This is a genomic window from Bythopirellula polymerisocia, assembly GCF_007860015.1.
Taxonomy (GTDB): Bacteria; Planctomycetota; Planctomycetia; order Pirellulales; family Lacipirellulaceae; genus Bythopirellula; species Bythopirellula polymerisocia.
On sequence record NZ_SJPS01000006.1, the window covers coordinates 172,417 to 187,492 of the forward strand.

A 15,076-nucleotide genomic window follows, 5' to 3' on the forward strand; every position below is an offset into this window, starting at 1 on the left:
ACTTGGCATTTCTCTTTCCTTCTAGTAGAGACTAAATACTTTGCCATGAAGCGAACAATGTACCACGGATGGTTAATTGCCTTGTTGTTTTCAGCCGGGCTATTTGAGGCTGACTGCTACTCTCAAAGCTCCACCGATTCCGCAGTGCGCATTGTGCGCCCCGTTCGCGGCGTGTGGGTTGCCAATGTGGGTACGCCCACATTGACCTCAATAAAAGGCATTCACGAGTTCGTTGATCTAGCCGACCGCTGCGGTATCAACACGCTGTATGTGGTGGTTTGGAATCGCGGCATGACGACGTACCCGAGCGAAATCATGCTGCGAGAATCGGGTCAAGCAGTCGATCCTCGCTACCAAGAATTCGACATGCTGAAGGAAATCGTCGATGCGGCGCATGCTAAGAAGATCCGTGTAATCGCCTGGTTTGAATTCGGGTTCTCTTGTTCCTATGAAGAGCCCGACGGAGGCTGGTTAATTCGAAAACATCCCGATTGGGCAGCTTTGGATGTCGACGGCAAACTCGTCAGCAAAGACGGATTCCAGTGGATGAATGGTAGCCGCCCTGAAGTTCAGGACTTTGTGCTCTCACTGCTCAAGGAGATTCTTACCAATTACGACGTGGATGGCGTACAGGGTGACGATCGCCTACCTGGGTGCCCGAGCACGGGTGGTTACGATCCCTGGACCGTAAAACTCTACAAAGAACAACACGCTGGTCGTGAACCACCCGCTGACCACCTTGATCCAGACTGGATCGAATGGCGAGCTAACCTACTGAATGAATTCATGGGCCGGATGTATCGAGAGATGAAGGCGACTCGACCAGATGCAGTCGTTTCGGCGGCTCCGAGTATCTATCCCTGGTGCAAGCAGCAGTATTTACAGGATTGGCCTATTTGGATCGAAAACGGTTGGGTCGACGAAATCTGCCCACAGATATATCGCAGCGAGGTGGCGGTTTACGAGGCGGAACTGAAGAAGATTGTGGACCAGTTCGTCGCACCTGAGAATTATCACTTATTGAGTCCCGGAATCTTGGTACTCACGGCGGATGGTGATTACAACGATACCGAACGTGTTCAAGGAATGGTCGAAGCGAACCGCGCGGTTGGCATAGAAGGCGAAGTCTTCTTTTACGATGCCGCGTTAAACGAAAACCGGGAGTTTTTCGAATCGTTGTACAAATGAGTCCGACTGCGGTGTGGTACTTTGGATACCTTAAGTCGATAAGGACCCTATTCGTACACTGGCAGAGTTTGCTTGAGAAATGCTTCCAGGATGGCATCCTCGGTACGAGTCCAAAGATTGCACACTGCGAAATCGTCTTGGAGTGTTACTTTCCGAGAAAAAAACCCAACTTATGCCGGAGAGTCCCGGAAATTGAACAGGGCTACAAATCGATTTTGCGTAACGCAATCGGTTGCTGGCATCATGTTGACAATACCAGAGTGACATTTTCAAAGCATATTGCCACTGAGAGTGCGCAAAGCAGATGGCCGCATCCTTACCGCAAAAATAAATCATCGTACAGACCCTCATAGGTTTGCCGATTTTCTTTTGGAGACATTCGATTTCATGAACTGCAAAGCATCTCGAGCAAGTTGGTCTTCGCTTTCGTACATGGAACGCCAAATTTTTGTCGCGGCTGCGATGCCAGGTAAAAAGAGGCCAAAGGCTTCGACGGTGAGCCAACCGTCGTAGCCTGTCTCAGCTAGTACGTTAAATGTTGCGTCCCAGCGGACGTTCCCTGTTCCGGGCGTGCTGCGATCGTTTTCTGAGATATGCACATGGGCCAAGTGCGGAGCGCAAGTGCGAATTGCATTTTCGATCTGTTTTTCTTCAATGTTGGAATGAAAAGTATCGTACATCAGTTTGCAACTGGGGTGATTCACTTCCGCCACAAAGCGAGTCAAGTCGGTCATGCAATTGACGAAATAACATTCGAATCGATTGAGTGCCTCGACGGCCAACAACACATTCACTTTGCCTGCGTGGTCGGCGACCTCGCGCATGCTCTCGACACCCCAAGCCCACTCCTGAGGAGTGGGACCGGCACCGCTGAACTCACCCAGGGCAGAGTGGTATGGCCCGCAGAGCACTTGGGCCCCCAAGGCCTGACAGCAATCCAGAGTTCGCTTGTTGGCCGCAACTCCCGCGGACCGTACGGCCGGATCGTCACTGATGCAATTTTCGTCGGCGCCGCGAACGGTGACGGCAGTACACTCAAGGCCTAGGTCGGCCAGTCGCTTGCCCCAGGCTTGGTAGTGGGCCTCATCGAGTTGAAATACCGGCACTTCCACGCCATCGTAGCCCATCTTCTTGAGGCTTTCCAGAACTGGCAAGCTCGAATCATCGAGATGGTCAGTCCACAACAGCAGGTTCAGGCCGTATTTCATCGATTTGCGATCTCCTCAGTGGGGAACTTGTGTCCATAAGGTCAGGAAGATTTCATTGTCTCTATCATATCAGGCTTCAGGCAATTCGTAGCCCTGTCTCCGGGGGCGAATCAGCAATTCGTTGGCCTCGGTGTCGTCGACGAACTTCTCATTCTCGGGATCCCACTGGAGCTTTCTGCCAAGTTCGCGGGTAATGTTGAGCAGATGACATACCGAGACGGAACGGTGGCCGATTTCTACGTCCGCGTTAGGTAGCACGCGTGACTGCATACAATCGAGCCAGTTCTTGATGTGCGGCCGAGCGATCCAACCTTCTCCCTCCCACTTTTCAGCGACTGCCGGCCTGGGGGCATCTTTGACGAAGTCGGCGGGGTTGGTAGCGAAGCGGTTCCGGTTGATTTCCATCTTGCATTCCGTGCCAACAAAAATCCCGCCGCCTTCAGGTCCCTTGCCCGGTTCGAGTTCAAAGCGGACTTCGGTACCATCGTCATATTTCATGGCGACTTTGCCATTTGTACCGGGTGATAGGGGCCAAAGTTCGGTCGGTCCGGTATGGCTCTTGCCGAGGGCAGACTGGATCTGATCAACACCGTGAGCGCCCCAGTTAGTCATTTCGCCACCAGAATAGGCGCGAAAACGCATCCAATTACGCTGCAATGCAGCGTTGTAGGGGCGCAGCTCGGTCGGCCCACACCAGAGATCCCAGTTGTCCCCCTCGGGAATCTCTTCTTCCGGCAAACCCTCGTACCTATTTGGACCTGGATATTGAACGCCGAGAACCTTTTTGATCTTTCCCAGCTTTCCGTCACGCAACAAATCGCAGCAGAAACGGTTGACTTCCATGGTGCGTTGCTGCGTGCCGACTTGAAATATGCGATTGTGCTTGCGAACTGCGTCGACCAGGACCCTACCTTCTTGAATGTATGCCGTCAGCGGCTTCTCGGCATAGACATCAAGTCCCGCCTGCACGGCGAACATGCAGGGAAGGGTACGGGCATGATCTGGCGTACCGACGATAACTGCGTCGAGTTGCTCCTTGTCGAGCATGACATGGTAGTCGTCGTAGATTGGCCAGTTCCCTTTGCAAATTCGCAGCGTATCGAGCATCTGTTCTCGATAGCAATCAGCAATCGCGACAACTCGCCCCGGCGCGGGGACTTGACTGATAAGTTGTCGTGACCGGCCGCCCGTGCCAATGACACCGATGCGAATCTCCGAATTCGGCCCCGGATTTCCCTCACGACCTAATAGGCGGGATGGTAAATAGTGAAACAGGCCGAGGGCTGCCCCGGCTGCACTTGTATTATGCAAAAAGCCGCGTCGTGAAATTTGGCGAGACATAGTATTCCTCTTTTGGATCTTCCGTGATTTTAGTGGCTGAATATTGCTAGGGAAGGTGTTCTTTGTGGAGAATGTTCGGGATGAGCAAACTTACAGAACATTACTGTCAGTTGTTAGGTTTGCAAGCTTCCTGAGAAGTGTGGGAGGTTTCTCTTTCACTATAGCAGAAGCGGGTGGAGATCAGATTGGTTCATTGCGGCGATCCGGTGACGTGCCCCGAGTGTGGCGCCCAGTGTGTGATCACCGACCATTCGCCAGAGCGAACGTGGAGGCATTTGGACACGATGCCGTTTGAAACACTGCTGCGAGCACGCACCCCCAGGGCCAAATGCAAGGCGTGCGGAGTGAAGACCACAAACGTTGCCTGCCAGGGATCTGTTGCACACAAATGAACTCAGCACTAATTTGGGTACTGGAGAAACTGGGAGGTCAGTGTTCACGAGGTTCTGAAATAGGATAAACCTGGTTGGCCTTTGGTCAGAAAGTGTTTTGTAACGAGCTCTAATTATGTGGATATTTACCAAGCATGGATTCTTCAGTGCCGTCTGCTCGCGACAGGGCAATGGGGAACACGGTCAACCCATTGACCTCAATCGCATCATGGTTCGGGCACGGGTGCGAGACGATCTCGAAACCCTTCAAAAACGGTTCCCAGAGCTGCTCGCTGACTGCCAGATTCAAGAGTCTGCGGATACCGACTATGCCTTCCGTCTGTTCCTGCCAAAGGTCACCTGGGTTGAAGTGGTTGCGGGACTCGCCGATGAGACAGACTACGATAATTTCAAATCAGAAGTCGCCCAGCATCAGGACAAAGCGGCGGTGGCCTACTAGCGTTCGCTGCACGATGTCTGGTCCACCATGTACCGCTTACAGCAACAAATGGTATGGCAGGGATGAATGACTTAATCGGCTACATTCACGGCCATGCTGACCAGTTTGAACAACTGCTGATAAATCATTGACTTTCAGTCAGAAAGTAAATGATAATCAGTCATTCTCTTTGGGAGGGAACTAAATGAACCACATTCAAAGGCCCACCTCTATCAACGTTCTCGCTAATCTCCCCAGCAATTTGCCGAACGAACTTTTCACGACACTTCTTGAAGCAGATCAGTTCCGGATCGAGCGAATCGTTTCCCATGGGCACGCATCCCCGGAAGACTTTTGGTACGACCAAGATCAAAACGAATGGGTTCTCGTCCTCAAGGGTGCCGCGAAGCTGCAATTCGAAGACAACATCATGACATTGAATGCGGGCGAATTTGTGAATATACCGGCTCATACGAAACATCGTGTTGCTTGGATCACGGTTGACGAACCGACCATTTGGTTGGCGATTTATTACGGGGATGCAAAGTGAGACTCCCTATTGAAACACTTCCCAACCTTGGTCCTAAGAGCGGTCATTGGCTGCGGGAGGCTGGCATCACCACGATTGCCGAACTCGAAAGACTTGGAGCAGTCGTAGCCTTCAGAATTGTTAAGCGACGCCAACCCACGGCTAGCCTCAACCTTCTATGGGCATTAGCAGCTGGTCTTGAAGGAAAGGATTGGCGTGAACTAGAAGAGATCACGAAATAGCAACTAAGCAAGGAAGCTGAAGAAGAATGAGCAATCAGACTTACACACCCGGCCCAACTCCAAACACTGTGCGAAGTGTTGATGGCAAAGTCCTCGATGTCCCGGATACCTGGATTCTACTTCCTCCAGGGGATGCGGCTCTAACCAGGCGAGTGAAAGCCGATGGCGATCATTGGGTCGTTGCTGAGAAGAAGGGTCGCAAGGTTTTCTCGCGAGGAGTATGGGCACCGGCATCAACCATCGAGCGAATTCGTACCGAGCTCGAAGCTGAAAGATCCACCGAAAGTTATGCCAAGAAAAAGAAAACCAATGCTAACCGACGGGAAAAAGCTCAGAGCGAATACGTTGAAGATTTTACTGCTGCAGTAGTAAAATTTCTTGCGTTTCATCCCGCTCATGGCGATCTTGCCCACAAGCTTGCTCGACAGGTAGCCGATCATGCTACGCCAGTTGGAAGTGGAACAGTGGCTCGAACGAAACGAATCCCTGTGGAGCAACGTGCCGAAGCAGCGGTCATTGCCTGGATGCGTCACACAACGACCGGTTACGACTCCATGAAAATCCCTCGTGTGAAGGGTAAGCGACGGGAAGTTCGTAGAATGCTGGCTCAGCGATCTAAAGAACTGCTGGCAGGTTATCGCCTAGGCGAAGCAGGTAAAGATGATTGCCCATTGGCGAAGGCGTTGTTAGCCATTCCATAGTTATCTCGCATTACGGGTTGCTTGCAATCAATCGATTTCAATCTCTACGCAGCAGTGGTCACTCGGCCCCCATTGATCTGGTTCGTTGAGTGCTCTCACCCGAATTCGTTCCGACAGACACTTCGAGGCAAATACATAGTCGAGCTGACGCGTTGCTGTAGCAGGCGACTGGCGACTTGGCCATAAAATCAATTTAGTCAGAACTTCCCTTTATTACTAACTGCTAACGACTAACCGCTAACAGCTTTCTACTTCCCCTCGGGGGTGATCGCAAACAGATGCGTGCGATTGCTGATGTACAACACATTGTCCGCCACTATGGGAGTGCTATAAACGCTGTTGCCCATGTCTTGAGTTCCAAAAGCAGGTTCGCCGTCTTCCATCGCTACTTCTGGATCTGCCGAGTGACGGAAGATAGCCACTTCGCCGTCTTCGTCGCCGATGTATACCTTGTCTTCGACAATGAGGGGAGAACCCCAGGCCGCTGAGAGCAGGTCATAGGTCCAATTCACCTTGCCAGTTTCCGCGTCCAGGCAGTGGAACAGGCCGCTGAAATCGGAGATATAAAGAATCCCATCCCGAATGGCCACGGTCCCACAACTGCGGTGCATGGTTTCCTCGAAATCGATCTTCCCATTCCCATTTTGGTCGAATTCGTTGTAGTGCCAAATGGCCGCAGAATTCGGATTGGGCCGGGTGAGATCCCCCTCTTCGGGAATGACTGCCTGCACGCGTTTGTGCGGGATTTCTTTTTTGGGATCTTCCGAGTTAAATGCCAGCTCAGGGCTTACATTGCCACGCTTGGTGGGATCGATGCACCACAGGTGGCCAATCCCCTCGCCGTGTTCGGGGTCTTGTCCGACTGCTACGTATAGTTTCCCCTTATGAAAAACAGGGGTGGCAATGATGTTGTTCCGAGTTCCCCGGCCTCCGAGTTCCCACTTGGAAGTTTTGGGGTTGGCATCGAATTTCCACAGGAGCTTGGCATTGCCTTTGCCGTCACCCGCTGGATCAAAGCTATAGACCCAGCCATCACCGCCGGCAAAGATCACCTGGGCCTGACCTTCCTGTTCGAAGTAAGTTGGCGAAGACCACTGTCCATGGAGGATATTCAGTCCTGGCGAATTGTCCGTCCAAAGTACCTTCCCACTGTTCTTGTCCATCACGAAAAAGCTTGGGGCGTCGGGGGCGGGGATATAGTTGTGCTCCACGTCGACGCCATTCGAAGTGTTGACAAACAACAGGTCCCCCGCCGCGGTCACGGAGCAGCTACACATGTTGTGCTGCGAGATGCCCAGTTCTTTCATCATGTCGAACACCCAAACTACATCCGCCTCTTGCTGCATGTCGTAGGGCTGCTTCGACTCCTTGATCAGGTCCTCTTCCTCAGTGTAGGGCCCGTCATTTTCACCGTCGCGGAATCCTTTGGTATCGAGGCAGCGGACCTCGCCACGACTCGTGACAAACCATAGTCGATCCCCTTCGACCAACGGAGCGCAACAAATCCCTTGCAACGGCCAGTCGTGAACGCGACCCGTCGGGAGTTTTTCGCTGCTATGTTGCCACAGGAATTTGCCGTCTTTGATGTCGAATGCAATCAAACAGCCGAGATCCACTTCGCTCGGATAACGCTCAATCCAACCGCCACTATTGTTTGTGCCGACATAGATTTGGCCATCGGCAACCACTGCGTTGCCATACGTTTGCGAGCCGAGCCGAGAGACCCATTTGATGTTCTTGGCCGTAGTGGGATCCCATTCACCCGTAGTGTAGTTGAACTTACCTACTTTCCATTCGGTTGGGATGTTGTGCCCGATGGGAGTGTTGTTGCGCTCGGCAGAGCCGCCCCATTGCGGCCAATCCTTGGTGTGTTGATTGGAAGCACGTTCCTGGGCTGCATGAGTTGCCAAGTAGTCCAAACTAGCGCTGGCCCACCAGCCCAAGACTGCCGCGACTACGAAACAAGTAGCTTTCCTAAACTTCTTCATAAAGATTCCCTACTGGTTGGGATAAACTTTGATATTGTCGACAAATATTTCGGCAACCTCTGCCTTGCCGAATAGCCCGGGACTGCCGAACAGATTGGGAGCAAAATCCTCCATCTCGACGGTCCAATCCTCAGGTTCGGCTTCCCCGCGTGGCCAGAGTTTGCCGCGCACGATCGCCTTGCTCCCTACAGGGTCTACTCGCATTTTCATTGTATACCACTTGTGCGCTTGTGGCTTGAATTCTACCGAGGCGTTCGTGCGGTAGTCGTGCGGGCTCCAACTATAAATACGTAGTTCTTCGTTCATGGGTCGCACGGTCATCGAATAACGGCTATTGGTCAGTCCGAAATCGGGCAACTTGCCATCCTGTTCGTCGAGGGCGAAGTCTGCCTCGATGGTGTAGTTGGCCATATCGACAGGCCCCATTGTGAGCTGGCTGCGGGTGCCTAGCTTATTGTGGGGATCCTTTGGTGTGGGAAGTACATCGCGTTTGACGGCAAATCGCTCTCCATCCTCATCCCGCAACACATACCGCACCCGGCCACCAATCCAGGTAAGTGGCACGTCCTCGTCGTCGTTGAAATCAAAACTCCAGGGGAGGGGGGGGACGACTCGGATGCGTGCCGTGCCCATGAGCTCGCCCACCTTGCAAGTCACCAAGGCTACCTGATGTTCATTTCCTGCAGGAGCAGTGTATGTGCCGTCCGCACTAACTGAGCCGGGGCCATCGACTCCAAAGCTCACTTCGCTGGCGGCCGCCTTGCGCAAGAATTGGCCACGTGAGTTGTAGAGCCGTACGTGATACGACTGCTTGCCGCCAGGTGCCAAGAGGACATCATACGGTTCCACCTGCACTAGCGCGGTCTGAGAATCATCGTCGACCGGTGTTTCCTGCGGTTGGGGAGGTAGCGGATCAGCCGAAGGTGTCACCCTCGTGTCACCGATGCAATAGAGTGTATCGGAAGTGGGAAGATAAATCCGGCCATGTGAGACAATCGGCGACCCGTCATTGTCCCCTCCTAGTCGGAGCTTGTGGACGATCTCAACTCCATCGCCCGTGGGCTTGAGAATGTACCATCTGCCGGCGTTAGTGCAGGTATAAACCTTGCCATCCGCCACCAAGGGGGTGCTTCGCATGGCAGTACCCAAGGCCTGCTTATCAAGTTGCTCACCGGTTTCCGGGTCGAACACATACAACTTTGCGCGATCGTCCACAGTCCAGAGTTTGCCATCGACCATCACTGGCGAACTTTTTCCGGACATGATTTGGGGTACGAACCATTTTTCCTTACCGCTCAAGTCGCCGGTCATCGCGCCGTCAATCGCGACCAGTGCCCCCATTGTACTGCCGATGACATTCTCTTCGCTTTGCGAATAGTAGACCGTATTTCCCTCAACCAGCGGAGATGTATTCAAGCCGCGGCGAGAGAGTGGGTAGTGCCAAATTGGCTGTCCTGTGCGGGGTTGGAGGGCCCAGACTTCACCATCACCCGATCCAAAAACCAAAGCCGCCTGGCCGCCGAGTACGGTCACGACTGGCGTGCTGTAAGTAGTGTCATAAGGTGAGATGCCTGTCCCATTCATCCAGCGGATAACGCCGGTGGCCTTGTCGAGACTCATAAAGCGGTGGGCAGGCCGTGCCAGGAAACCGAATTTCGGTGCATCCCCCCATCCTACGACCACAGCACTAATAAGTACCTGATCTTCAAAAATCACAGGGACATTGGTGCGTCCACCATAGGTGTTGATCAAACCAAATTCTTCAAGCAGACTACGATCCCAGACAAGTTTGCCGGTCTTACCCTCGAGACAGCAAAAATATCCACTCACACTTTGTACATATATTCGATCCGTTTCAGGGTCGCCGGTACAGCAGGACCAGCCGACGCGTGTGTCAGGAACCTCACAAAGGTAGAGGTTCATGCGATACTCCCAATGCTTCTCACCAGTGGCCGCGTCGACACAAACGACTTTTTCCGCCTCGAATTCTGTGCCCGGCTGATCGCGTACAATTGTGTAGAGCAAGCCGTTCATCACGATCGGAGTCGAACGACCACCGAGTTCGTCGTTCTTCCATAAAAGATTGCTGCCGGGGCCTCCTTCGGGATCCCAGGACTCGACAAGCCCCTTCTCCATGGAAACATTGTTCTTCTGCGGTCCGCGCCAATTTGGCCAATCGAGCGGATCATCGCCAGCCTCGATCCCACTCGAAGCTAAAACCCCGAACAAGACTGCCAAACAGGTCGCTAACCTGAGCCAAAGTACTTTAACAGTCCGCCATTGATTATTCATGCGTAGGCTCACGATTTACTTGATTGCTGGGCAGGACCAATTGCTTGAATTGGTTCTCCCGCTGAATCGAGTTTTGGAAGGATATTCGGGGAGGGGGGGGGTCAAGGGGAGGGCATCTCAGGGAATCTTGTCGTCGGGAGGAATCGAACGCTACCACACGAGTATGACGTTTTGGGTAACAGTGCCGATTACGTAGACCCTTACAATTCAGCCCTGATCCCGTAGTCGAAGGGGGAGCTGACGAAGCCTATTTTTCTCCCAACCCCCTATAGGATAGCAGATTCCTGCCAACTTCCAAGGTGGTCGAACTCCGCTTATGACAAGGCAAAATCGTTACTAGTAAGAAGGTCTACTTGGACGGCAAAGTTTACCTAATAAGTGTTCTAACTCAGTTCGTGAAAATTACTTCGGTCGACTCAAGGGTTACCTGATAGCTCGCCGATACGTCTTCATGTCGGAGGCGAAACCCAGAGTATCGCTTGCTCGACACACCATAGTTGGAAGCGTCTGCACCGGTCTGTTTTTTCGAGTCATGGATTGGCTCGACTAGTGTAGATGCCTGACCGTGGGGACCCACCGTAAAGACCCACCCCGACCCCCCCCGACCCAGCAGGGTCACCTCACACTCCCGCCTTCATACCGCACACGGGCACACGCCCACGCCAAAGTCGCAACGACTTACCCAGGGAGGGTGTGGCGAACTCAGCAGGATCGATCACGTCAGGCGCGTTTGTACGTACGTCCCCTACGCATAGGAGATGTCATTCAATGAGATGGAACATGTTGGGAGCACTCGTTTTCAGTGTATGTCTTGCTAGCCAAGGCTTCGGCTATGGCCTGCTCGACGTCATGCTGGGATGTGGCTGTGGATGCGACAATTGTGCATCGCAGTCGTGTTGTGAGAAATCATGTGGCTGCTGCGACCCAGGTTGCGGATGCTGCGATCCAGGTTGCGGTTGTGCCGACCCTTGCTGTGGCGATAACTGCTGCGACAACGGTTGCTGTGACAACGGCTGCTGCAATAGCGGCTGCTGTGGCAAGAAGAAGGGTTGCTTGAGCGGATTGTTCAAGCGTAAGCACAGCAAATGCTGCGATCCAGGTTGTGGCTGCGAAGATCCTTGCTGCGACCCAGGTTGTGGCTGCTGCGATCCAGGTTGCGGTTGTGCCGACCCTTGCTGTGGCGATAACTGCTGCGACAACGGTTGCTGTGACAATGGCTGCTGCGACAGCGGTTGCTGCAAGTGCAAGTGCAAGAAGGAATGCCTGCTTGATCGTTTGTTCAAGCGTAAGCACAGCAAATGCTGCGATCCAGGTTGTGGCTGCGAAGATCCTTGCTGCGACCCAGGTTGTGGCTGCTGCGATCCAGGTTGTGGTTGTGCCGACCCTTGCTGCGGCAATGGTTCTGGTAACGGCTGCTGCGATAGCGGTTGCTGTGGCAAAGGTGGCTGCTGCGACAGCGGATGCTGTGGCGGTGGTTCCAAGGCTGCAATGCCAGCCTCTGAGCCTGCAGTTGCTGAATCGCAAGAAGAAGCTGCTCCTATCCCACCTGCACCAGCTGCCGATCCAAGTGCCCGGATTGCCCAGCCTCGCAAGGTCGTAAGTGCCAGCTTCGTTCGCTAGTCCCTAGCGAGCACGATGAGTCCCCCTCTGAGGACCTGTCTCGGGCTTTCGGGCTCGGGGCAGGTTCTTTTTTTGCATTGACCTGAACACCGAGGGGGGCGCTGTACGTAAAGATTCGTGTGATACAAAGCCTCGTTTAATGCACAAGGCCCAATGACCAATGTCCGATGAGTTTGCTTTATTTCCAAAACTTGTTCATTGCTCATTGGTCATTTTCACATACTTGGCCTCTTCGGCTCTCGCCATCCTAGCAATAACTGGCCCAGTTCAAGCTCAGCAGCCCGAAGCCCCAGCAGTTGTAGTCTCCATCGCCGCCCCTTCCACCACCAGCGCAGCACTCGCCAATGCCTTTGCCAACCTGGTCAGTGCTTCGATCCCTATCGAGTACGAAAAGCGTAAAGACTGGGGCCGGACCAAGGAGATCATCTCGGGACTGAAGTTTGAGGACTTCGATATCAAGCGGCGCCACAAGGCCGTCAAGCACGGAGTCTGGAAGCACTACAAGGTCAAGCTCACCGATCCAGACAACAAACTCCAAGTCCGCATCGAGCAACTGCGAGCCCTGGATGGGAGCCGCGTGGCATTCACGCTCACCGTCCACGCCGACCTCTCGCTTTGGGGTCGAGCCAAAGTCTATGAACGAGGCGTGCATCTGATCGCACTAGAAATCGTTGGCCGCACGACGATGGACCTCTCGCTCGACTGTGAAATCGGCGTGCAGATCGAAACTCAAGACTTGCTTCCCGCGCTAGACATCGACCCACGCGTCACCGATGCCCAGTTGGGTCTCTCCAACTTTCGCCTCGAGCGCGTGAGCAATGCCCATGGCCCCGTAGTCAAAGAACTAAGTAACACGATTGAGAATTGGATCGAAGACGAACTCCGCGGGCCCAAGCTCGTCGAGAAGCTCAACAAGTCCATCGACAAGCGCCGCGATTCACTTCGGCTCAGTCCCAGCCAGTTGCTTGATTCTTCCTGGTGGCCCTTGGCGGAGTTGCCGGATGTGGCAACAGCGATCAGATAGCAACGAGGGGGCGTTTTTCTGCGACAAAGAACACAAATCTGTGATGGCTTTTGCACCTAGGCCTAGACACAATCGGACTCAGGCACAAGGACTAAAATCATTCTCGAGGGCTGTCGGGGGGACGTCCGGCGACGCCTGACGGCACCATTTTTCACAATTTGGTGGCGTAATCGACGCGAATCTGGGGACCTGAAATTTAATCAATGGCACAGATGCCGTCGACCAACGACAAGGTGGATATCGTTCTTGAATGTGGCTACACAAGTGAGACCCCAAGCCGGTTCTTGGCGACCTAGTCACTTTGTCCAACCGAGTATGGTTGAGACGAGCCGTTCATGTTAGCATGAGCCCGAAGGTTTGAAAGCTCACGGGTTAAATCATGACGTTTTGTGTTGGTATTAAGGTTCGTCAAGGAGTCGTATCGCTTGCGGATACTCAGATAGTTCGTGGCAGCGAGCAGGTGAGCAAGCAAAAGCTTTCGATCTTGAATCACGCCGACGATTCGCTGTTCGTGATGACAAGCGGGCTGCGGTCGGTCCGGGACAAATCATTGACCTATCTGAGCGAACAACTCGATCAGCAACCGGAGCCGATTGATCGACTCTTCAAAGTCGTAAACCTGTTCGGAGAGCAGCTTCGCAGGGTTCATGAAGAGGATGCCGCGTCGCTCGCGGCCGGTGGATTCTCATGGAACCCGCACGCAATCATAGGCGGCCGCCTTCATCAAGATCTTTCACCGCAAATGTTTTACGTTTATCCAGAAGGCAATTGGATTGAATCGGCCTCCGATTCACCCTATTTCATCATTGGGCGAACCCATTACGGCAAGCCAATTCTCGATCGATTGCTCACCTATGAAACTCCCTTGCGATCCGCTGTGGCCCTCGCGCTGTTGGCCTTCGATTCCACGCGGACGAGCGTCAACGATGTGGATTGTCCGGTTGATGTTGCGGTCATTGCCGAGGGGAATCGCCACGCCAGATTTCAGCGATACTCCGGAGACGAAATTAGCGGCGCGACCCATTGGTGGTCGCAAACGTTATCCCAGTCACTAGCTTCGATGCCTATGGACTGGGCCGCAAACCTTTTTCAAAGCGATGGCTGACGCGATTCCAACGCCGCGAATTACTTTTATCGCGAAACTACAAAGAAGCTTGACACATGTCCAAGATTGATGTCCGTGCTGATCTGAAGTACGAGGTCCGTTTCGATACAGTGTTCTTGTTTCAGATTGCGGCTGCGCACACAGAGCATCAACAGGTGATCTGGGAACAACTGGAGATCGACCCGCAGCTGAACATGGAAACTTACCAGGTGGGGCTCGAGGGAAACCAATTGCACCGGCTGGTGGTACAGCCATGTGAGCTGCAGATATCTTATAAAGCCAATGTCGAATTGGCTCCGGAAGTTAACCGGCCGACCTCTGTGGGCGAATCGAACACGTCGGAAATGCCCCCCGAGGTGCTCACCTATCTTAACCCGAGCCGCTACTGCCAGAGTGACCTGTTGGCGAGGTTCGCGTTTGAAGAATTCGGCCAGATGTCGCGCGGCTATAGTCGTGTGCAGGCAATTTGTGATTGGGTTTTTGTGCAACTCGACTACACGCCCGGCAGCACTAACTCGTGGACGACTGCTGCCGATGTTCTGCTGCAGCGGACCGGGGTCTGTCGTGACTACGCCCATCTGGCGATCACGCTCTGTCGCGGCGTGGGCATCCCTGCACGCTATGTGGCGGGGTACGCGGTCGGTCTGCAACCTCCAGACTTCCACGGCTTCATGGAAGCCTTCCTGGAAGGTCAATGGTATCTTTTCGACCCCACAAGATTGGCGCCCGTGAGCGGATTGGTGCGAATCGGAGTTGGGCGAGATGCTGCCGACGTCTCGTTCGCAACACTCACGGGTGATGCGCTGCTGATCGAGAAAACTGTGTGGGCAAACCATTCCGACTACGCGAACCCGCCCGACTCGTTCAGTGGCGATCCGCCCGCCGTCTCCACGGCGTGAGTTTCTTATTGCGTCAACTGAAATCCATAGCCAGAGGGCAACTAGCAGGATCCTGGTGTTTGAGAAACTCGGGTCGATCGAAAGTGGCAGTCCTCGGCCCAATTGCTGAGTCTATCAGCAATTCCGTTT

General features: G+C 53.6%; 15 protein-coding genes. 9 read left to right on the plus strand and 6 right to left on the minus strand.

Going from position 1 to position 15,076, the window contains the following annotated elements:
* The first annotated feature begins 45 nt into the window (after positions 1-45).
* A complete protein-coding gene (locus Pla144_RS18300) occupies positions 46-1,188 on the plus strand; it encodes a glycoside hydrolase family 10 protein (RefSeq protein WP_146452153.1) in 1,143 nt (380 codons plus the stop codon).
* A 347-nt stretch (positions 1,189-1,535) separates the two neighbouring features.
* Here Pla144_RS18300 and Pla144_RS18305 read toward each other — a convergent pair whose 3' ends face one another.
* Complete coding sequence (locus tag Pla144_RS18305) at positions 1,536-2,396, minus strand: sugar phosphate isomerase/epimerase family protein (RefSeq protein ID WP_146452154.1); 861 nt, start codon at positions 2,394-2,396, stop codon at positions 1,536-1,538.
* Positions 2,397-2,465: 69 nt separating this feature from the next.
* Positions 2,466-3,737 (minus strand): Gfo/Idh/MocA family oxidoreductase, encoded by a 1,272-nt coding sequence (locus Pla144_RS18310; RefSeq protein WP_146452155.1) that lies wholly within the window; start codon positions 3,735-3,737, stop codon positions 2,466-2,468.
* A gap of 206 nt (positions 3,738-3,943) precedes the next feature.
* On the opposite strand from Pla144_RS18310, the gene Pla144_RS25600 reads away from it, so the two are divergent.
* From Pla144_RS25600 to Pla144_RS18335, 5 genes are all read left to right on the plus strand, one after another.
* Positions 3,944-4,129, plus strand: a complete 186-nt coding sequence (locus Pla144_RS25600; RefSeq protein ID WP_391580975.1) for a transposase family protein — start codon at positions 3,944-3,946, stop codon at positions 4,127-4,129.
* A gap of 115 nt (positions 4,130-4,244) precedes the next feature.
* A complete protein-coding gene (locus tag Pla144_RS18320; RefSeq protein ID WP_146452157.1) occupies positions 4,245-4,568 on the plus strand; it encodes a hypothetical protein in 324 nt (107 codons plus the stop codon).
* Between the two features lie 184 nt (positions 4,569-4,752).
* The gene (locus Pla144_RS18325; RefSeq protein ID WP_146452158.1) at positions 4,753-5,097 is read left to right on the plus strand and encodes a cupin domain-containing protein; all 345 of its coding nucleotides are present in this window, start codon (positions 4,753-4,755) and stop codon (positions 5,095-5,097) included.
* Positions 5,094-5,318 carry a TfoX/Sxy family DNA transformation protein gene (locus Pla144_RS18330; RefSeq protein ID WP_197530809.1) on the plus strand — a complete coding sequence of 75 codons (225 nt, stop codon included), beginning with the start codon at positions 5,094-5,096 and terminating at the stop codon, positions 5,316-5,318. Before Pla144_RS18325 ends, Pla144_RS18330 begins: the two co-directional genes overlap by 4 nt.
* A gap of 26 nt (positions 5,319-5,344) precedes the next feature.
* Complete coding sequence (locus Pla144_RS18335) at positions 5,345-6,019, plus strand: DUF2293 domain-containing protein (RefSeq protein WP_146452160.1); 675 nt, start codon at positions 5,345-5,347, stop codon at positions 6,017-6,019.
* Between the two features lie 248 nt (positions 6,020-6,267).
* On the opposite strand, the gene Pla144_RS18340 is transcribed toward Pla144_RS18335, so the two are convergent.
* The 4 genes from Pla144_RS18340 to Pla144_RS18355 form a co-directional block, all read right to left on the minus strand.
* On the minus strand, positions 6,268-8,007 hold the full coding sequence (locus Pla144_RS18340; RefSeq protein ID WP_146452161.1) for an outer membrane protein assembly factor BamB family protein: 1,740 nt from the start codon (positions 8,005-8,007) through the stop codon (positions 6,268-6,270).
* 9 nt (positions 8,008-8,016) lie between these two features.
* The gene (locus Pla144_RS18345) at positions 8,017-10,299 is read right to left on the minus strand and encodes a PQQ-like beta-propeller repeat protein (RefSeq protein ID WP_146452162.1); all 2,283 of its coding nucleotides are present in this window, start codon (positions 10,297-10,299) and stop codon (positions 8,017-8,019) included.
* Positions 10,300-10,687: 388 nt separating this feature from the next.
* A complete protein-coding gene (locus tag Pla144_RS18350) occupies positions 10,688-10,918 on the minus strand; it encodes a hypothetical protein (protein WP_146452163.1) in 231 nt (76 codons plus the stop codon).
* Positions 10,919-11,205: 287 nt separating this feature from the next.
* The gene (locus tag Pla144_RS18355) at positions 11,206-11,823 is read right to left on the minus strand and encodes a hypothetical protein (protein ID WP_146452164.1); all 618 of its coding nucleotides are present in this window, start codon (positions 11,821-11,823) and stop codon (positions 11,206-11,208) included.
* Positions 11,824-12,079: 256 nt separating this feature from the next.
* Between Pla144_RS18355 and Pla144_RS18360 the strand changes: the two genes are divergently transcribed.
* The 3 genes from Pla144_RS18360 (at position 12,080) to Pla144_RS18370 (ending at position 14,947) form a co-directional block, all read left to right on the plus strand.
* Entirely contained in the window at positions 12,080-12,943 is an 864-nt protein-coding gene (locus Pla144_RS18360) for a hypothetical protein (protein WP_146452165.1), read from the plus strand.
* A gap of 379 nt (positions 12,944-13,322) precedes the next feature.
* Positions 13,323-14,048, plus strand: coding sequence for a proteasome-type protease (locus Pla144_RS18365; protein WP_146452166.1), 726 nt, complete (start codon positions 13,323-13,325; stop codon positions 14,046-14,048).
* A gap of 56 nt (positions 14,049-14,104) precedes the next feature.
* On the plus strand, positions 14,105-14,947 hold the full coding sequence (locus tag Pla144_RS18370) for a transglutaminase-like domain-containing protein (RefSeq protein ID WP_146452167.1): 843 nt from the start codon (positions 14,105-14,107) through the stop codon (positions 14,945-14,947).
* Positions 14,948-15,076: the final 129 nt, after the last annotated feature.